The organism is Phocaeicola plebeius, from assembly GCF_003437535.1.
In the GTDB taxonomy this organism is placed as follows: Bacteria; Bacteroidota; Bacteroidia; order Bacteroidales; family Bacteroidaceae; genus Phocaeicola; species Phocaeicola plebeius_A.
This window is the reverse complement of sequence record NZ_QSQT01000004.1, coordinates 97,092-118,217: the sequence shown is the minus strand read 5'-3', so window position 1 is coordinate 118,217 and position 21,126 is coordinate 97,092. Positions and strand designations below refer to the sequence as shown.

12 protein-coding genes are annotated in these 21,126 nt (G+C 44.9%); 7 read left to right on the top strand and 5 right to left on the bottom strand.

Annotation, left to right across the window (positions count from 1 at the left end; all coding sequences use genetic code 11):
* Nucleotides 1-75 precede the first annotated feature (75 nt).
* The 3 genes from DXD04_RS17085 to DXD04_RS03430 all read left to right on the top strand — a co-directional run bounded on the left by DXD04_RS17085 (nt 76) and on the right by DXD04_RS03430 (nt 3,092).
* The gene (locus DXD04_RS17085; RefSeq protein ID WP_117670904.1) at nt 76-567 is read left to right on the top strand and encodes an HXXEE domain-containing protein; all 492 of its coding nucleotides are present in this window, start codon (nt 76-78) and stop codon (nt 565-567) included.
* Between the two features lie 315 nt (nt 568-882).
* Complete coding sequence (locus tag DXD04_RS03435; protein ID WP_117670902.1) at nt 883-2,244, top strand: tetratricopeptide repeat protein; 1,362 nt, start codon at nt 883-885, stop codon at nt 2,242-2,244.
* A gap of 140 nt (nt 2,245-2,384) precedes the next feature.
* Nucleotides 2,385-3,092, top strand: coding sequence for a hypothetical protein (locus DXD04_RS03430; protein WP_117670900.1), 708 nt, complete (start codon nt 2,385-2,387; stop codon nt 3,090-3,092).
* Nucleotides 3,093-3,387: 295 nt separating this feature from the next.
* Here the strand turns inward: DXD04_RS03430 and DXD04_RS03425 are convergent, their stop codons facing one another.
* From DXD04_RS03425 to gltB, 5 genes are read right to left on the bottom strand one after another with little or no spacing between them, the layout of a single operon-like run.
* Entirely contained in the window at nt 3,388-4,623 is a 1,236-nt protein-coding gene (locus DXD04_RS03425) for an LL-diaminopimelate aminotransferase (protein ID WP_117670898.1), read from the bottom strand.
* A gap of 10 nt (nt 4,624-4,633) precedes the next feature.
* Nucleotides 4,634-5,440 (bottom strand): diaminopimelate epimerase, encoded by an 807-nt coding sequence (dapF, locus tag DXD04_RS03420; protein WP_117670897.1) that lies wholly within the window; start codon nt 5,438-5,440, stop codon nt 4,634-4,636.
* A 14-nt stretch (nt 5,441-5,454) separates the two neighbouring features.
* A complete protein-coding gene (gene asnB / locus DXD04_RS03415) occupies nt 5,455-7,125 on the bottom strand; it encodes an asparagine synthase B (RefSeq protein ID WP_117670895.1) in 1,671 nt (556 codons plus the stop codon).
* Nucleotides 7,126-7,162: 37 nt separating this feature from the next.
* Entirely contained in the window at nt 7,163-8,506 is a 1,344-nt protein-coding gene (locus DXD04_RS03410) for a glutamate synthase subunit beta (protein WP_117670893.1), read from the bottom strand.
* A 30-nt stretch (nt 8,507-8,536) separates the two neighbouring features.
* Nucleotides 8,537-13,036 carry a glutamate synthase large subunit gene (gltB, locus tag DXD04_RS03405; protein WP_259299506.1) on the bottom strand — a complete coding sequence of 1,500 codons (4,500 nt, stop codon included), beginning with the start codon at nt 13,034-13,036 and terminating at the stop codon, nt 8,537-8,539.
* A gap of 336 nt (nt 13,037-13,372) precedes the next feature.
* On the opposite strand from gltB, the gene DXD04_RS03400 reads away from it, so the two are divergent.
* The 4 genes from DXD04_RS03400 to yfcE all read left to right on the top strand — a co-directional run bounded on the left by DXD04_RS03400 (nt 13,373) and on the right by yfcE (nt 21,009).
* A complete protein-coding gene (locus tag DXD04_RS03400; RefSeq protein WP_117670889.1) occupies nt 13,373-15,256 on the top strand; it encodes an amidophosphoribosyltransferase in 1,884 nt (627 codons plus the stop codon).
* 326 nt (nt 15,257-15,582) lie between these two features.
* Nucleotides 15,583-16,761 (top strand): ATP-binding protein, encoded by a 1,179-nt coding sequence (locus DXD04_RS03395; RefSeq protein ID WP_022054484.1) that lies wholly within the window; start codon nt 15,583-15,585, stop codon nt 16,759-16,761.
* A 40-nt stretch (nt 16,762-16,801) separates the two neighbouring features.
* Entirely contained in the window at nt 16,802-20,359 is a 3,558-nt protein-coding gene (gene nifJ / locus DXD04_RS03390; protein WP_007561508.1) for a pyruvate:ferredoxin (flavodoxin) oxidoreductase, read from the top strand.
* A gap of 110 nt (nt 20,360-20,469) precedes the next feature.
* The gene (gene yfcE, locus DXD04_RS03385) at nt 20,470-21,009 is read left to right on the top strand and encodes a phosphodiesterase (RefSeq protein ID WP_117670887.1); all 540 of its coding nucleotides are present in this window, start codon (nt 20,470-20,472) and stop codon (nt 21,007-21,009) included.
* Nucleotides 21,010-21,126 lie beyond the last annotated feature (117 nt).

The window sequence follows — 21,126 nt, the reverse complement described above, 5'->3', positions numbered from 1 at the left end:
CGATTAGCTAAAAAAGATATTTGATTTCTTTTTGCAAACGAATTAATAATATAGAATTTAATAAGAACAGACAACATGAGTGATTTCATAATTATAATATTCCTTTTTCCAATCTTTTTCATGATACATGAGTTTGAAGAAATAATCATGATACAAAAATGGATAAATCATAATCAAATCAAATTAACTCAACGATTCCCCCATTTATACCCAATAATAAAGAAAGCATCAAAGATTGATACACATAAATTTTCTATAATTGTTGCTGAAGAATTTATCATTGTGTCCACATGTTGTACTATCAGTATATATACAGGGCAAATCATCTACTGGTATTGTTGTCTTGCGGCATTCAGCTTACATCTCCTCATTCATTTATTGCAATTTATCATTTGGCAAAAATATATACCTGCAATTGTAACAACCTTATGCTGTCTTCCATATTGTATTTGGGCTATATACAATACCATCCATATATTACCATTTCAATTATTAGTTTTTTATGCATTTATTGGTTTTATAATTGGGGGTGTAAATCTACTGATAATGCATAAAATTATGATATAATTTACTCTGTCTAAATTTAAATCTATCCCTCACATATTGACTTGTCAACTTAGTCAGGAATTAATCTTCAAACTGACAACTATTTTCAGTACACTTCAAACCTCAAAAAACGCAAGTACATTTCAACTCAAACGCCTAAGCGTTTTAAGTAAAACGTACTTGCGTTTGAATCCAAACGCACTTGTGTTTTCTATCAAACGTAAGTACGTTTTTCCCCTGTGCTTAAAAAGCCCCAAATTTTCTTTATTTATTCAGAAAATATACATTTAAAGGCAGTTTTTTAGTATCTTCGCTCCAAACTAACCTGACTAACCTATGTCTGTACTCCGATATTTCATCATTATAGGGATACTTGCCGTGGGAGTATACGTTTTTTCGTGTACCTCCCCAACTGAAGCACCTTCCCCTGAATCTACAGAAATAAATACTCATACCGATAGCCTGTTGCAGTTCAGGATTTATCTTGAACAGGCCCGCATCAGCCGTTTTAAAGGAGAGAATCAGGAAGAAGCTCATTTCTTAGATGCTGCGGAAAACATCGCTCAATGTCTGAACGACTCGTCCGTATATGCAAACTTATGGCAGGAGAAAGCCATGCTTTACCTGCCGCATCAACCGGAAAAAGCCAAAGAATTCTTTCAGAAAGCACTTGCCTATATGCCTTCCGGCACTCCGGTCTCCATCGCACAGAGTGAACTTTACCTTTCCCGCATTTATTTGGAACAAGGACAGACGGACAGTGCCTTCCATTACATCAACAACGCCATCTGCCAAAATTTGCCGAGAAAGGAAACTGCCGCCTTACACCTTCAGAAGGGCTACATTTTTGCCTTTCTTCTGCAAGCTGACTCGGCCACGCATCACATCCTGCCTTTTTTACCTGATGCCTCCTTAAAACAACGCACAGAAGCTTACCGTCGTCTATTCGAAATGTACGGAAAGAAACAGAATGAGAAACAGGAAAACATCTACATGCGAAAATACATTCTGTCGCATGACTCGCTGAGTGCCGAACGAAAGGAAATGGTCATCGAAAAGATACAAGATATGCACGAATACAAGTTGCAACGCGAACGGGCCAACAAAGCGGAGATGCAGGCAGCGCACCACAAGCTGGTTTTCTACCGGATTGCGGTCACCTTAGGCGTGGTGATTCTTATCCTGCTTTTACTTCTTCACCGCATCCGCGTGCACAAGCAAAAGCTGACAGAAGAACTAAAGGCTACCCAGTGGATGCGCATGGAAGAAACACTGAAAAGGAAAGAAGCGGAAGTGGCACTGGCCCACGAACAGGAAAAATTGAAACAGCAGGAAATTGACCGGCTGAATAAAAGCGTAGCATACTACCGGCAACTGAATGCCATCACGCTTCCTTCTCTGTTGCGGAAAAGGAACTCGCAAGGTGCACTTCACCTGACGGAAGAGGAATGGGACATTATTCAGCAAAACACAGACACTTGCTTCGACGGATTTACCAGACGACTGAAGGAGTGTTACCCGCAACTTACGGAAGAGGAACTTCGTTTCTGCTGTCTGGTAAAGATGGATCTTCCCATGTCGTTACTATCCGAAATTTACCATATTGCCAAAGGAAGTATCTCGCGCCGGAAAATGAGACTGAAGGAGAAAATGCACATCGAAAACAGCAGTTTTGACGAGTTTATCACCGCATTTTAAGTGTTATGTACATCATAAAAATTATCAACTATCTAATTCCCAATAGATTAAATTTTATTTGTGTACATCAGATTTTTCCCTGACTTCCATCTGTTCACTTTACCTTTGCAGCCGTAAATCTATTTAAACATACGCGACTCATGAAAGTGAAACAACTACTTTATGGGATGATGTACGGCTTATTGATTTTCTTCACTGTATCTTGCAGTGAAGAAAATTCAGAAAATCTACCCGATAATGTAGCTATTTATCAAAGCTACCTGGTAGCTTTTTCTGATTCACAGCCTACCCTGACCTACGCCCGTTTCTCTCCAGAGAAAGACGTACCCCTGAAAGAAATCAAACTGACAGGCGGAGCATCCATCATGGCCAATGGCAAAGAGATGGAATACCATTATTTTGATGGAAATACAATATTCGGTTATTCCTATTCACTGGCACTCGGAAAAGACGAACAAGTCTCATTCGTATTCCAACGCAAACGGCAGCAAGAAACCCGTATGCTGACCAATTATGCCTACAAGGAATGGATTAATGAGATACATATTCCTTCGGAACTTATCACGATTACCAATCAGGAAGTGGTTGGATGGAAGGGTGAGAAAATCGCGTCCAATGAAGAACTGGAGGCCACGCTGGACAGCCCCTCACATTTGGAAGAATATACCGCTTATTATGGTACATTGAACGAAAGCCGTGACGGAATTTCGTTTAAGAATGTGCCGAAAGGAAAATATATGCTTACGCTGAAACGCATCCTGAAACTGGAAACCAAAGACAATGACGCTCCCGCCAAAGGAGAAATCAGACTGGTTTTCTACGACAAAAAGGAAGTAATGGTGAAATAACATATAACCCTAGCCTATTTCCCTAACTCTACAGGTGTATGGACTCCCCACCACTATGAAGAAATCACAACTTCCCGTGCGGAGCCTTTATCCTTTCAGCTGAAAACTTCCGTTTCGTTGGAAATAGAAGAAAGCCTGATAATCTCTCTGGGATACACCCTCTCTAACCTTGACCCTTACTCGGGCGTCCGGGAAACCGTTTTCGACGGAAACATGCTGAATCTCGGAAAGAAGCGCCCATTTTTTCATTCACTCTCGATCGGGATAGGCTGGCGGTTTTAAAAACTGGGTCGGATTAACGTCCGGCCCAGTTTTTTATTCTATTCATAGCTTCCTGGCAATCCTCACGTTTGCCAAAGGCTGTCAGTCGCAGGAATCCTTCTCCGCTTGGTCCAAATCCAACTCCCGGAGTTCCTACCACATTGACTTCGTGAAGCAACATTTCAAAGAAACTCCATGAATCCAGTCCTTCGGGTGCCTTTACCCAGATATAAGGCGCATTCACTCCTCCATAAAGTGTAAATCCAGCAGACAGCAGTCCTTCACGCATCAGACGGGCATTCTCCATATAATAGGATATGGTTTCCTTAATCTCAGCTTGCCCTTCGGCGGTATAGATGGCCTCTGCCCCTCGCTGGGTGATATAGCTGGTACCATTGAACTTCGTACACTGCCGGCGGTTCCACAAATGATTCAAAGCTACTTGCTCGCCCGAAGCCGTCATGGCTTTCACTTCTTCCGGCACTACGGTATAACCGCAACGCACTCCAGTAAAACCGGCTGTCTTGGAGAAGCTACGGAATTCTACGGCACACGAACGAGCTCCCTCTATTTCATAAATAGAATGTGGCACATCACTCTCACAAATGTAAGCCTCATAAGCCGCATCATATAATATCAGTGCCTTATGTGCCAGTGCATAGTCCACCCACTTCTGCAATTCGGCTTTGGTCAGCGTCGTTCCCGTAGGATTATTAGGGTAGCACAAGTAAATCATGTCTACCGATTCTTGGGGAAGAGACGGGATAAAATGGTTTTCTGCCGTACAAGGCAGATAAGTCAGACGATTCCATTGTCCGTTCGCCTGCAATTCTCCAGCTCTCCCGGCCATGACGTTACTGTCAATATACACCGGATACACGGGGTCTGTTACCGCAACTTTATTGCCTGTGCCTAAAATATCTCCAAAATTACCGGTGTCACTTTTAGCTCCGTCACTCACAAAAATTTCTGTCGGACGCAATTCTACTCCACGCGAGCGGTAATCATGTTCCAGAATAGCCTGAATCAAGAAATCATATCCTTGTTCAGGACCGTATCCATGGAAAGTTCCGGCATCGGCCAGTTCGTCTACCGCACGGTGCATAGCCTTGATAGAAGCCGGCGGAAGCGGACGAGTCACGTCGCCAATTCCTAATCGGATAAGTGCAGCTTCCGGATGAGCCGATTTAAAGGCATTCACTTTTTTAGCAATGCTCGAAAACAGATAGTTTCCGGGCAACTTGATGAAATTATCGTTTACTTGTATCATATATCTTGTCTTACTCTTTTAATTCGATTGTTCCGTCAAATACTTTCACTGCGGGCCCTATCATATACAAATGCTGCCCCTCTCCTGCCCAGTCGATGGTCAGGTCACCTCCATCCATACAGATTGTTGCATGGGAGCCGCATTGTCCGGAAAAGGCTGCTGCCACAGCGGTAGCACATGCTCCCGTACCACAAGCTTGTGTGATACCGGATCCTCTTTCCCATACCCGCATGCGTATGTTTTCTTTGTCCAATACTTGAGCGAACTCTACGTTTACCCGATCCGGGAAAAGTGGATGACGTTCAAGCACTGGTCCTACTTCAGCAAGAGCTACCTCCTCCATTTTATCTACAAAAATAACCAGATGAGGGTTCCCCATTGACACGGCCACTCCTTTCTGGAAGGGATAAGCATCGCCCAAATCCACCCAGTGAATATCGGCAGGAATTCCCATATCCACCCGAACAGACTCTACCTTTCCCTCCTTCACCTGCAAATGCAGTTCCTTGATACCGGAAAGCGTATCCAGCAAAATATCCGTCTTCGTAGTCAGTCCATATTCATACAAATACTTCCCGATACAGCGACTGGCATTTCCGCACATCTTGGCCTCAGAACCGTCCGCGTTAAAAATACGCATGCTGAAATCAGCCTTGTCCGAATCGCCAATCAGCACCAGTCCGTCACTGCCTATCCCCGTATGAGGACGACTCCAGGCTATGGACTTTTCTTCCAGATTAGTCAGCGGGTATTTCATCGTATTCACATAGATGTAATCATTACCCAGACCATGCATTTTTGTAAATTCTATTTTCATATCTGATAATCAGTTTAGTTTTTGTATCCCTCCTCATGTACATCGGTTACCGCACGTCCGCTCGGCTCATTGATATGCTGGAAAGCTTTATCCCAAGCCAGTGCCTCAGCTGTAGAACAAGCCACACTCGGTACACTGGGAACACTCTTAGCCGCACTTTCACTCGGGAAATGCTCCTCAAAGATAGAGCGGTAGTAGTACTCTTCCTTGTTACGGGGAGGATTCACCGGGAAACGTTCAGCCGCATGCACCATCTGTTCGTCGGATACCTCTTTTGCCGTGAATTCCTTCAGCGTATCAATCCAGCTGTATCCCACACCGTCACTGAACTGTTCCTTCTGACGCCATGCCACGCTTTCAGGCAACAAGTCGGCAAAAGCTTCGCGTACGATTTTCTTTTCGATGGTTTTTCCGGGACACATCTTGGCTTCCGGGTTCAACCGCATGGCCACATCCAAGAATTCCTTGTCAAGGAACGGCACACGTCCTTCTACTCCCCAGGCAGCCAATGATTTATTGGCCCGCAAACAATCGTACAAATAAAGTTTGGACAATTTACGCACAGTTTCTTCATGGAAAGCCCGTGCATCGGGGGCCTTGTGGAAGTACAGATAACCACCAAAAATTTCATCTGCTCCTTCTCCGCTAAGCACCATCTTGATACCCATACTCTTGATGACACGAGCCAGCAAGTACATAGGTGTAGAAGCTCGAACTGTCGTTACATCGTAAGTCTCAATGTAATAAATCACATCGCGAAGTGCGTCGAGACCTTCCTGAATGGTGTAGTGAATTTCATGGTGCACGGTACCGATGAAATCAGCCACTTCACGTGCCTTGGCCAAATCGGGGGCTCCCTCCAGACCAATAGCAAAGGAATGAAGCTGAGGCCACCATGCCGCCATCTTTCCATCCGTTTCCACACGACGGGCTGCATAACGCTTGGCAATGGCAGAAATGACTGAGCTGTCCAAACCTCCTGAAAGCAATACACCGTAGGGTACATCACTCATCAGTTGCTCACGTACAGCTTTTTCCAAGCCTTCCCGCAAAGCGCTAACCGATGCCGGTGCATCAGCTACTGCCTCATACTGAGTCCAGTCGCGAACGTACCAGCGGGTCATCTTCCCGTCCTTGCTATAATAACAATGTCCGGGTAAAAAGGGTTCATAGCGTTCACAAAAACCTTCCAACGCTTTCAGTTCGCTGGCACAATAGACTTTGCCATCGCTGTCATAACCAATATAAAGTGGAATCACCCCGATAGGGTCGCGAGCGATGAGAAACTCATCTTTTTCTGAATCGTACAGCGCGAATGCAAAAATACCATTCAGCTTTTCCAGAAAATGTATTCCGTATTCTTGATAAAGTGCCAAGATTACTTCACAGTCACTTCCTGTCTGGAAATCATATTTTCCGGCATACTCCTTACGAATCTCACGGTGATTGTAGATTTCGCCGTTCACGGCCAGTACCACTTTCTTATCGGGTGAGTACAATGGCTGTCCGCCACTCTGCGGGTCTACTATCGACAAACGTTCATGCGCTAAGATAGCCAATCCTCCACAATAAATTCCACTCCAGTCGGGACCACGATGACGAATCTTTCGAGCCATGGCCAATGCTTTTTCACGCAACTCTGGAGTCTGTTTTCTGATATTTAAAATAGCTGCAATGCCACACATAATCGTAAAGTTGTATTTATATTTTGTATGTAATCAATTATTTTCGGCTTAAATATGCATCAATGTCGGCTGCGGCCTTCCGACCGCCTGCAATGCACTTCACAACCAGACTGGCTCCGGTAGCTGCATCACCGGCCACAAAAACATTTGCCGGGAATTCAGGTTGTACCGGACGAAGGAATCCCATCGCCAGCAATACCAAATCGGCTTTCAGGATTTCTTTCTTCCCAGTCGGCTTCATCACCGGACGTTCTCCTTCGGCTCCCGGAGTCCATTCCACTTCTTCCACTTCTACACCGCACACTTTCCCGTCTTCTTCCAAGAAGCGGTTGGAGGTCAAACTCCACCGACGTATGCATCCTTCTTCATGACTGCTGCTGGTTTTGAGAACCACCGGCCACTGCGGCCACGGAGTATTCGGATTATGACCTACAGGAGGCTTCGGCATAATTTCAATCTGCGTTACACTGAGTGCTCCCTGACGGTTACTTGTTCCGATACAGTCACTACCCGTATCTCCACCTCCAATTACCAGCACATGCTTACCTTTTGCCGTGATGCGTTCCTCCTCTGGAATGTGCTGCCCTGCCAGCACGCGGTTCTGCTGCGCCAACATCTCCACAGCAAAATGGATACCTTTCAGTTCACGTCCGGGGATATTCAAATCGCGTGCCTGCGGCGTACCCGTACAAATGCAGTATGCATCAAATCCTTCGGGAAGATTTGTCACGTCAATATCGGCATTGACCTTGAAAGTGATTCCTTCTGCTTCCATCACTGCCACACGGCGATCGATTACCGATTTGCTGAGCTTAAAATTCGGAATACCAAATCGCAACAAGCCTCCCACGTATTCCAGTTTTTCGAACACCGTCACCGCATATCCTCTGCGGTTCAACTGATTGGCAGCCGCCAGTCCTGCAGGTCCGGAACCGATGACAGCCACAGACTTCCCGTTTCGTTCATATTGACGAGGCTGTACATACCCTTCACGAAAAGCAGCTTCAATGATAGCAGCTTCATCTTCACGAATGGTTACCGGTGCATCCATACTCAACTTCAACACACAACTCTTTTCACACAATGCCGGACATATACGGCCAGTGAACTCCGGAAAATCATTGGTTCCGGTAAGTATCTCATAAGCTTCTTTCCATTTTCCCTTGTACATGGCATCCTGGAACTCCGGAGGACGATTGCCCAACGGGCATGCCCAATGGCAGAAAGGTACCCCACAGTCCATACACCGCGATGCCTGGAGCTTTCGCTCGCTTGTGTTCAACGTCTGTTCCACTTCACTGAAGTCCATGATACGGTCGTGTACCGGACGGTATCCAGCCTCTTGTCTGGGAACGGTCAGAAATGCTTTTGGATTTCCCATATATCTAGTTTTTTACTGTTCAACAATTAATCAATAATCACGCTGTACTTCGGCTATCTTCTGCTGCAGTTTGCGCATCTGCTCTTCAGCCAGCACTTTCTTGTATTCAATCGGAGTTACCTGAATAAATTCTTCTACATAACGGCTCCAGTTATCCAACATCGTACGTGCCAGTTGAGAACCGGTGTACAGATAATGCTGACGAACCAGTTCATGCAGTTCCTTGCGGGCTGTAGCATCTTCCAACAGAGAAAGCTCTACCATTTCCATGTTACAGAAGTAATCGAAGTTACGGTCTTTATCCCATACGTAAGCAACTCCCCCACTCATACCTGCAGCAAAGTTACGTCCGGTCTTACCCAGTACGACTACTCGTCCGCCTGTCATGTACTCACAGCAATGGTCGCCTACTCCTTCTACTACCGTAATGGCACCGGAGTTACGTACGGCAAAACGCTCACCTACACATCCATTGATATACACCTCTCCACTCGTGGCACCATACAACAATGTATTACCAGCGATTACGTTGTTTTCGGCCAGGAAATTGCTTCTTACCGGAGGCTGTACCGAAATATGTCCTCCGCTCAAGCCCTTGCCCAGGTAATCATTCGCTTCACCTTCCAGCTTGAAGCTGACCCCATGTGGAAGGAAAGCACCGAAACTCTGTCCGGCTGAACCTTTAAACTTCACCTGGATGGTCTGTGCGGGCAATCCAGCCTGTCCATACTTGGCAGCTACGGCTCCAGAAAGCATGGCTCCTACCGAACGGTCGGTATTGGATATGGCATATTCCAACGATACCTCCTTACGGTTTTCCAGTGCTTCGCGTGCAGCAGCCAGCATGCTGACATCCTTCACGTGCTCTATCTCATGACGCTGTTCCGTTACATTATGTAAGGCTGCACCGTTATCGACTTTATGCAACAATTTACTGAAATCGAGCAATGAAGCCTTTTCATGAGTTGTCGGACGTATTTCAATCAAATCCGTACGTCCTACAATGTCTTCCAGACGGGAGAATCCCATCTCTGCCAGGTATTCACGTACCTCCTGTGCCAGGAAACGGAAGAAGTTGACCACATAACGATAATGTCCGCGGAAATGTGCCCGCAACTGCGGATCCTGTGTAGCCACACCTACCGGACACGTATTGGCATGACATTTACGCATCATGACACATCCCAAAACAATCAATACAGAAGTTCCGAATCCAAACTCTTCTGTTCCCAGCAAAGCCATGCTGATGATGTCACGTCCAGTCTTCAACTGTCCGTCAGTCTGCAAACGTACCTGACCACGGAGTCCGTTGAGTACCAGTGTCTGCTGTGTCTCGCTCAGACCGATTTCCGGAGAAATACCGGCATAGCGCATGGAAGAGGCCGGAGAAGCTCCTGTTCCACCTTCTGCTCCTGAAATGACAATCAAATCAGCCTTTGCTTTTGCCACACCGGCTGCGATGGTACCAATACCACTTTCAGCTACCAGTTTCACACTGATTTTGGCTTTCGGATTCACGTTCTTCAAATCGAATATCAGCTGAGCCAAGTCTTCAATTGAATAAATATCGTGATGAGGGGGAGGCGAAATCAACGAAATGCCCGGAATAGAATGACGCGTCTTGGCAATCACTTCATTTACCTTGAATCCCGGAAGCTGTCCACCTTCACCCGGTTTAGCACCCTGTGCTACCTTAATCTGAATTTCTTCGGCATTCACCAAGTATTCAGTGGTTACACCGAAACGTCCGGAAGCGACCTGTTTGGTCTTACTGCACAAGGAAATGCCATCGTAGGTTTCATGGAAACGGTCGGAATCCTCTCCTCCTTCACCCGTATTACTACGGGCGTTCAGCTTGTTCATGGCCAGTGCCATGGCTTCATGCGCCTCTTTACTGATAGAACCAAAAGACATGGCGCCCGTTACAAAATGCTTTACAATTTCCTCTACCGGCTCTACATCTTCCAATGGAATCGGATTACGGTGGAAAGAGAAGAAGTCACGCAAGAATATCGGACTTTCCTTTTCATCTACCCGACGCGTATATTCCTTGAACTTAGCATAACTTCCCAAACGAGTGGCCAACTGCAAAGCACTGATAGTTTCCGGATTCCAGGCATGCTTCTCGCCATCCTTACGGTAGGAGAACTGACCGATGTAAGGCAACAAATCGTCGACCTCTTTTGCAAAACCTGCATCATGGAACGCCTGGTAATCTTTGGCAATGCTTTCCAATCCGACACCTCCAATGGATGAAGAAGGAGTACCGAAGTAAGTAGAAAGCACTTCACTGCCCAAACCAACGGCTTCAAAAATCTTTGCTCCACGGTAAGAACGTATCGTACTGATACCCATCTTACTCATTACTTTATAGAGTCCCTTGCAAACGGCTTTTATGTAGTTCTTTTCGGCGGTTTCATAATTCAACTGCACATCGCCTTTCTTCACCATGTCATCCAGAATGGCAAATACCATATACGGATTGATGGCGCTCGCTCCATATCCCAGCAACAAGGCAGCGTGCATCACTTCCCGAATTTCTCCACTTTCTACCACCAATGCGGTCTGTACTCTCTTTTGTACAGAAATCAGGTGATGGTGTACGGCACTTACAGCCAGCAAAGAAGGAATGGCTGCATGTGCTGCATCAATCTCACGATCGGAAAGAATGATGTAGTTCACACCTTCGTCCACTGCCGCCTCGGCTTTCTTGCACAACTCATTCAATGCCTCACGCAGACCTTCCGCTCCTCTTGCTGCATCGAACAGCATCGGCAACTTCACGGTATTGAACCCTTTATAACGAATGTTGCACAATATATCAAGCTGCGTATTGTTCAGAATCGGATGTGGCAGACGCACCATCTTACAATGCGATTCACTCGGCAACAAGATGTTGGTTCCTACAGCTCCGATATATTCCGTCAGCGACATCACCAGTTCCTCACGTATCGGGTCGATTGGCGGATTGGTCACCTGAGCAAACTGTTGACGGAAATAATTGAACAATATCTGCGGCTTGTCGGACAACACAGCCAGAGGAGTATCGTTACCCATAGAAGCTGTGGGTTCGGCCCCATTCATACACATTGGAGTAAGTGTACGTTCTATGTCTTCGCGAGTAAATCCGAATGCACGCAGGCGACGTTCATAATCAGGTACAGAATTGGAAATCTTACGGCCACTGCGTAATGTATCCAGTTCAATACGGTTGGTAGAAAGCCACTGACGATAAGGCTTGGAAGCCGCCAACTGGCTCTTCAGTTCGCCATCGTAGTAAATACGTCCTTCCTGGGTATCTACCAACAATATCTTGCCTGGCTGAAGACGGCCTTTTTCCTTAATGGCTTCAGGTTCAAAATTAATGACTCCAGCTTCGCTGGCTACCACCATCATATCATTTTTGGTAATCAGGTAACGTGCCGGACGCAAACCGTTACGGTCGAGCATACCACCTGCATAACGTCCGTCGCTGAACAACAAGGCAGCCGGTCCGTCCCAAGGTTCCATCAAAATGGAATGGTACTCATAAAACGCCTTCAGCTCCTCACTAATCGGATTCTTGTCATTGAATGACTCTGGCACAAGCATAGCCATGGCATGCGGCAGGCTCAATCCTGACATCACGAAAAACTCCAACACATTATCGAGTGAGGCACTGTCGCTCATTCCCGGCTGTATGATCGGACCTATTTTCTTCACGTCACCTAATAAAGGAGTGGAAAGTACACTTTCACGCGCCTCCATCCATCCTCTGTTTCCACGAATGGTATTGATTTCTCCATTATGGGCTAACAAGCGGAAAGGCTGTGCCAAACTCCAGGTCGGAAATGTATTCGTACTAAAACGAGAATGTACGATGGCCAGTCCGCTGGTAAAGTAAGGCTGGGTAAGGTCCTGAAAATATTCACGCACCTGTACCGAAGACAGCATACCTTTATATATAATATTTTTACTGGACAAGGAAACAATGTAAAAGTCCTTATGATGTACACGGCGTTCAATCTTTTTACGCACAATATATAAGGTACGTTCAAAGTTTTCCAGGTCGGTTGCCCCGGTAATGAACACCTGCTTAATGTCTGGTTCAGTCTCCAACGCACTTTTTCCTAAAATAGAAGAATTCACGGGCACGGAACGCAAGTGCATCAATGACAAGCCTTCACGCTCTACCTCCTCAATCAGGATGCTCAGAATGGACTCCTGTTCCTTCGCGTCTTTCGGAAGAAAAACCAATCCCGTACCATATTTCCCCTTTTCAGGCACCGGAATTCCTTGTAACAATATAAACTCATGTGGAATCTGCAGCATAATACCTGCACCGTCACCCGTCTTGTTGTCAGCGCCTTCTGCGCCACGATGTTTCATATTTTCCAAGACCTTCAAGGCTGCATCCACCAATTCATGTGATTTATTACCATGAATATCTACAATCATACCTACTCCACAAGCATCGTGCTCGTACTCCGGTTGATAAAGCCCGGAAGATGTCTGATGACATTCTGTTACTTCCTGCTCTTCTTTTCTCATAAATTTTCCTGCTAACCTCATTTTATCTTTCATTATTAATACCCAAAACAGAGTTTACATTCTATTTGTCCACAAAAATAATAATATCACTTCCAATATGACACTTTTGTAGGATTTTTCATTACAATATTTTCATTTACACAAACCGAAGCTTTCATTTTCTTTATATAGAAAGCGGAAAAGTTTCAGAATAAAACAGAATAAATACATTTTGATTACATTTATCACAAAAAGACAGAAACAATGTATTTTTTCAGGCACAGCACATACCTCTTTTAATAATTGTCTGTTATTTTGTAAACGAAAATCATAATATGGCTTGAAAACAAAATACAGATGGAAACATTAAAACATGAATGCGGAGTCGCTCTTATCCGACTCCTGAAACCACTGGAATATTATCAGGAAAAATATGGTACATGGATGTATGGCTTGAACAAGCTTTATCTGCTGATGGAAAAGCAGCACAACAGAGGACAAGAAGCTGCAGGATTAGCCTGCGTAAAACTGCAAGCCAACCCTGGTGAGGAATACATGTTCCGTGAAAGAGGACTCGGAGCGGGAGCCATTACAGAAATCTTCAACAACGTTCATCAACAATACAAGGATTTAACGGAAGAACAGTTGCACGATGCAGAATTTGCAAAGAAGTGCCTGCCCTTTGCCGGAGAACTTTACATGGGACACCTGCGTTATTCGACCACAGGAAAAAGCGGTATCTCGTATGTTCATCCATTTCTCCGCCGCAACAACTGGCGTGCCAAGAACCTAGCATTGTGCGGTAACTTCAATCTGACCAATGTAGACGAAATTTTTGCCAATATTACTGAAGCCGGACAACATCCCCGTAAATACGCAGATACCTATATCATGCTGGAGCAGGTAGGCCACCGGCTGGACAGAGAAGTGGAGCGCCTTTACAACCAGTGCAAAGAAGAAGGCTTGAAGGGAATGGACATCACGCATGCCATTGAAGAGCGGATTGACTTGACAAACGTACTGAAAACATCTTCCCCATCCTGGGATGGAGGTTACGTCATCTGCGGAATGACAGGAAGCGGTGAAACCTTTGCCGTACGCGACCCATGGGGTATTCGCCCGGCATTCTGGTATCAGGACGATGAAATCATGGTATTAGCGTCGGAACGCCCTGTCATTCAGACGGTATTGAATATCCCTGCTGAAAGCATCCATGAACTGATGCCTGGACAAGCTGTATTGGTCAATAAGAAAGGTCAGCTCAGACTGGCACAAATCAACAAACCCAGGAAATTAAAACCCTGCTCTTTCGAACGCATCTACTTCAGCCGGGGAAGTGACGTGGATATCTACCGTGAACGTAAAAAATTAGGAGAAAAACTGATTGAACCAATTCTCTCTGCAGTCAATCATGACATAGCCCATTCTGTATTCTCATTTATTCCCAATACAGCCGAAGTGGCTTTCTATGGAATGCTGGAAGGACTGGACAATTATCTGAACCAACTTAAAATCAAGCAAATCGAGGCCTTGGGTCACATGCCCAGCCATGAAGAACTGAAACAGATTCTTTCTCAACGCATCCGAAGCGAGAAGGTAGCCATCAAGGATATTAAGTTGCGTACCTTTATTGCGGAAGGAAATACCCGCAACGACCTGGCAGCCCACGTATACGATATTACCTACGGAAGCCTCGTGCCACAGGAAGACAACCTGGTAATCATCGACGACAGTATCGTACGAGGAACGACTTTGAAGCAAAGTATCATCAGCATTCTCGACCGTCTGCAGCCCAAAAAGATTGTCATCGTATCCTCTTCCCCACAAGTCCGCTATCCGGATTACTATGGCATCGACATGGCCAGCATGGAGCAATTCATCGCCTTCAAGGCTGCCATCGCTCTGCTGGAAGAACGCGACATGCAGCACGTCATTGAATATGCTTATAGAAAATCAAAAGAACAGCTGAACCTGCCTAAAGAAAAAATGCGCAACTACGTAAAGGAAATTTATGCTCCTTTCAGCGATGAAGAAATATCAGAAAAAATTGCTGCATTACTGACTCCTGCCACTACGCGGGCAAAAGTACAGATTGTTTACCAAACGTTGGAAGGACTGCATGAGGCATGTCCGGCCCATCCGGGAGACTGGTATTTTAGTGGAGACTATCCTACCCCGGGAGGAACACGCCAAGTGAACCAGGCATTCATCGACTGGGTGGAAAAGAATTATCAATTCTAATTCTCCCTCCCCAAAAACAAACAGAAGTCAAAGTTTCCAGTACTCCCGAGGAAGTACTGTAGTACTGCCTATGAAGTACTTCAGTACTTTCACGGGAGTACTGTAGTACTTCTTTGAAAGTACTGAGATTACACAAAAACAGCTACGAATCCTCCTCTTTACAAATATAAAATCGAGAATCTATACCCGAAAAGCAAACCAATAAATTCCCACCTTTGATGCACCAGAAGAGATTCAAAAAAACTTAATCAAAGAATAAACTTTTGTCATCTCCAGTTTGCAATATTATGAAGTATTCGTATATTTGCAGCCTAGAAACAGAATTCATGGAAGCATTTTACAGAACACATAATTATTTAGTGGAACATACCAACGCTCCTGTTCGCCGTGATCTCATGGATGAAATAGACTGGAATGATCGCTTGATTGGTATAAAAGGTACAAGAGGGGTAGGCAAAACCACATTTCTTTTACAATATGCAAAAGAAAAGTTCGGAACGGACCGTTCATGCTTGTTCGTAAACATGAATAATTTCTACTTTTCACAATACAGTTTAGTAGACTTTGCCGGGGAATTTGTTAAAAGAGGGGGAAAAGTCCTGCTTATTGACCAAGTTTTCAAGCTTCCAGATTGGAGTCACGATTTGCGCACATGCTATGAACGTTATCCGCAACTGAAAATTGTATTTACCGGTTCTTCTGTAATGCGTCTGAAAGATGAGAATCCCGAATTGAACGGGATTGTCAAATCGTATAACCTGAGAGGATTTTCTTTCCGTGAATTTCTGAATTTACAAACTGGGAACCATTTTTCAGCCTACACACTGGATGAGATTCTGCACAATCACGAGCATATCGTGAAAACAATCTTACCACACATCAACCCGCTCAATTATTTCCAGGATTACATCCATCATGGTTTCTATCCTTTTTTCCTTGAAAAAAGAAATTTCTCGGAAAATCTGCTGAAGACCATGAACATGATGATTGAAGTGGACATTCTCCTGATTAAACAAATCGAGCTGAAATATCTGTCCAAAATCAAAAAATTATTATATTTGCTAGCAGTAGACGGTCCGGTCGCACCCAATGTCAGCCAATTGGCTACTGAAATTCAGACATCGCGTGCTACGGTCATGAACTACATAAAATACCTGGCAGATGCACGACTCATCAACATGGTTTACCCGAAAGGGGAAAGCTTTCCTAAAAAACCGGCTAAAATCATGATGCACAACACAAACCTGATGTATAGCATCTATCCGGTAAAGGTGGAGGAACAAGATGTGCTGGAAACCTTCTTTGTCAATACCTTGTGGAAAGACCACAAAATCAACAAAGGAGATAAAGGAACCTCTTTCCTTGTAGACAATACACTGCATTTCCGGATTTGTGCAGAAGGAAGCAAATATAAAAGCAATCCGAACATATACTATGCCATGCATAAAATGGAAATAGGACACGGCGACCAGATACCTTTATGGTTATTTGGATTTTTGTATTGACAATAACGATTTTATTACTTCATATTTAATTAGTAATTGTATGACTAAACAAAAAAAATTCATCACTTGTGATGGTAACCAGGCTGCAGCACATATTTCATATATGTTCTCAGAAGTTGCAGCTATCTATCCTATCACCCCGTCATCTACAATGGCTGAATATGTAGACGAATGGGCTGCCGCAGGTCGTAAAAACATCTTCGGCGAAACTGTTTTGGTTCAGGAAATGCAATCTGAAGGTGGTGCTGCCGGTGCAGTACACGGATCTCTTCAGGCTGGTGCATTGACAACTACTTATACTGCTTCTCAGGGTCTTCTGTTGATGATTCCTAACATGTACAAAATTGCAGGTGAGTTCTTGCCATGCGTATTCCACGTTTCTGCACGTACACTGGCTTCTCACGCATTGTGTATCTTCGGTGACCACCAGGACGTAATGTCTTGCCGTCAGACTGGTTTCGCTATGCTTTGTGAAGGTTCTGTACAGGAAGTTATGGATTTGGCCGGTGTAGCTCACTTGTCAACAATCAAGTCTCGGGTTCCGTTCTTGAACTTCTTCGACGGTTTCCGTACATCACACGAAATCCAGAAGATTGAAATGCTGGAAAACGAAGACCTCGCTCCGCTGGTAGACCAGAAAGCTTTGGCTGAATTCCGTGAACGTGCACTCAGTCCTAACAAACCGGTTGCTCGCGGTATGGCTGAAAACCCGGATCACTTCTTCCAGCACAGAGAATCTTGCAATCCGTTCTATGAAGCAGTTCCTGCTATCGTAGAAGAATATATGAACGAAATCAATAAGATTACAGGACGTCACTACGGCTTGTTCAACTACTATGGTGCAGAAGATGCTGAACGCGTAATCATCGCTATGGGTTCTGTAACTGAAGCTGCTCGTGAAGCTATCGACCACTTGGTAGCAAACGGCGAAAAAGTTGGTTTGGTTTCTGTACACTTGTATCGTCCGTTCTCTGCTAAACATTTCTTGGCAGCTGTACCTAAGACCGCAAAACGCATCGCAGTTCTTGACCGTACAAAAGAACCGGGTGCAAACGGCGAACCTTTGTATCTTGACGTAAAAGACTGCTTCTACGGACAGGAAAATGCTCCTCTTATCGTAGGCGGACGTTATGGTCTGGGTTCTAAGGATACTACTCCTGCTCAGATTCTTTCTGTATACGAAAACTTGGCATTGCCGACTCCTAAGAACCACTTCACTATCGGTATCGTAGATGACGTCACCTTCACTTCTCTTCCTCAGAAAGAAGAAATCGCTTTGGGTGGCGAAGGTATGTTCGAAGCTAAATTCTACGGTTTGGGTGCTGACGGTACTGTAGGTGCTAACAAGAACTCTGTAAAAATCATCGGTGACAACACCAACAAATACTGCCAGGCTTACTTCTCATACGACTCTAAGAAATCTGGTGGTTTCACTTGCTCTCACTTGCGTTTCGGTGATCATCCTATCCGCTCTACTTACTTGGTAACTACTCCTAACTTCGTAGCTTGCCACGTACAGGCTTACCTGCACATGTATGATGTAACTCGCGGTCTGCGTAAGAACGGTACATTCTTGCTGAACACTATCTGGGAAGGCGAAGAATTGGCTAAGAACCTGCCGAACAAAGTGAAGAAATACTTCGCAGAAAACAACATCACTGTTTACTATATCAATGCAACTAAGATTGCTCAGGAAATTGGTTTGGGTAACCGTACTAACACTATCCTGCAGTCTGCATTCTTCCGTATCACTGGCGTAATTCCAGTTGACCTGGCTGTAGAACAGATGAAGAAATTCATCGTGAAGTCTTACGGCAAGAAGGGTGAAGACGTGGTTAACAAGAACTACGCTGCCGTTGACCGTGGTGGTGAATACAAACAATTGACTGTTGACCCGGCATGGGCTAACCTGGAAGTTGAAGCTGCTGCTGCAAACAACGATCCGGCATTCATCAACGAAGTTGTTCGTCCTATCAACGCTCAGGATGGTGACTTGCTGCCAGTATCTGCATTCAAGGGTATCGAAGACGGTACATGGCATCAGGGTACAGCTAAATACGAAAAACGTGGTGTAGCTGCATTCGTTCCGGAATGGAATCCTGAAACTTGTATCCAGTGTAACAAGTGTGCATACGTTTGTCCTCACGCTGCTATCCGTCCGTTCGTACTGGATGCTGAAGAACAAGCTGGTGCTAACTTCCCGACTCTGAAAGCTGTAGGAAAACAGTTCGACGGTATGACATTCCGTGTACAGGTAGACGTTATGGACTGCTTGGGTTGCGGTAACTGTGCTGACGTTTGTCCGGGCAACCCGAAGAAGGGTGGCAAGGCTTTGACTATGAAGCCGCTTGAAACTCAGTTGGCTGAAGCTGCTAACTGGACTTACTGCGCTGACAACGTGAAGTCTAAACAGCACTTGGTAGACATCAAGGCTAACGTGAAGAACTCTCAGTTCGCTCAGCCGTTGTTCGAGTTCTCTGGAGCTTGCTCTGGTTGTGGTGAAACTCCGTATGTGAAACTGATTTCTCAGTTGTTCGGTGACCGTGAAATGGTTGCTAACGCTACAGGATGTTCTTCTATCTACTCTGGTTCAGTTCCTTCAACTCCTTATACAACTAACGAAAAAGGTCAGGGTCCTGCTTGGGCTAACTCATTGTTCGAAGACTTCTGCGAATTCGGTTTAGGTATGGAATTGGCTAACAAGAAACTGCGCAACCGTCTGGAAGAAGCTATGAAGTCTGCTATCGCAAACGAAGCTACTCCGGCAGAATACAAAGAAGCATTCCAGGAATGGATTGACGGCCGCAACGATGCTGATAAGAGCAAAGCTGCTGCTGAAAAGATTATTCCGTTGGTAGAAGCTGCAAAAGACAAGTGTGCTGCTTGCGCTACTATCGCTGAATTCAAAGACTATCTGGTAAAACGCTCACAGTGGATCATCGGTGGTGACGGTGCTTCTTACGATATAGGTTACGGAGGTCTTGACCATGTAATCGCTTCTGGCGAAGATGTAAACATCCTGGTATTGGATACTGAAGTTTACTCTAACACTGGTGGTCAGTCTTCTAAGGCTACTCCGCTGGGTGCTATCGCTAAGTTTGCTGCTTCTGGTAAACGTGTTCGCAAGAAAGACCTGGGTATGATTGCTACTACTTACGGTTACGTTTACGTAGCTCAGATTGCAATGGGTGCTGACCAGGCTCAGACTTTGAAAGCTATCCGCGAAGCTGAAGCATATCCTGGACCATCATTGGTTATCGCATACGCTCCATGTATCAACCACGGTTTGAAAGCTGGTATGGGTAAATCTCAGGCTGAAGAAGCTAAGGCTGTAGAATGTGGTTACTGGCACTTGTGGCGCTTCAACCCGGCTCTGGAAGAAGAAGGTAAGAATCCGTTCTCACTCGACTCTAAAGAACCGAACTGGGAAGGCTTCCAGGATTATCTGAAGGGTGAAGTTCGTTTCGCATCTGTAATGAAACAATACCCGACAGAAGCTGCTGACTTGTTCGCTGCTTGCGAAGACATGGCTAAGAAACGCTATGCTTCTTACAAGCGTATGGCTGCAATGGACTGGAGCGACGAAAAAGCTGAATAATTTATTTTAGCATATAATCAACGAAAAACGGCTGCCTGCAAAGGTGGCCGTTTTTTTGATTACAAGCTTTTTCTTATGTTTGCATTGAATTATCAATAACGAAAAGCTTTATGAAATACTTAATTGTTTCCGACATACACGGATGCCTTCCTGCATTAGAAAAAGTCCTGCAGTTTTACCAGGCACATCACTTTGATATGCTCATTATTTTGGGAGATATATTGAATTACGGGCCACGTAACGGACTTCCTGAGGGACTCAATCCAAAAGGTATTGCAGAGAAACTAAATGAAATGGCAGGAGAAATCGTAGCAATACGAGGAAATTGTGATTCTGAAGTAGACCAGATGTTGCTGAACTTCCCTATTTTATCAGATTACACATTAATCGTAGATAATGGCAAGAAGTTATTCCTCACCCACGGGCACATCTACAATGAAGAAAAACGCCCGCAAAATGGATATGATGCCTTTTTCTACGGACATACCCATTTATGGAAACTGGAAAGAACGGCAAACGGCATCATCTGTAACACGGGCTCCATTACTTTCCCCAAAGGAGGCAACCCTCCCACTTTTGCTAGCTATGAAAATGGGAAAATCACTATATACCATCTAAATGGCGAAATACTGAAAGAACTTCCACTATAACAACCAAAAGGGCATAAAAAAGGCTGCCAACCTATCGTAACCCATAACAGACAATACATACATTACGATTCGGAAGGCAGCCACTCCCCATCTTATTGAATTATAGCAATAGACAAG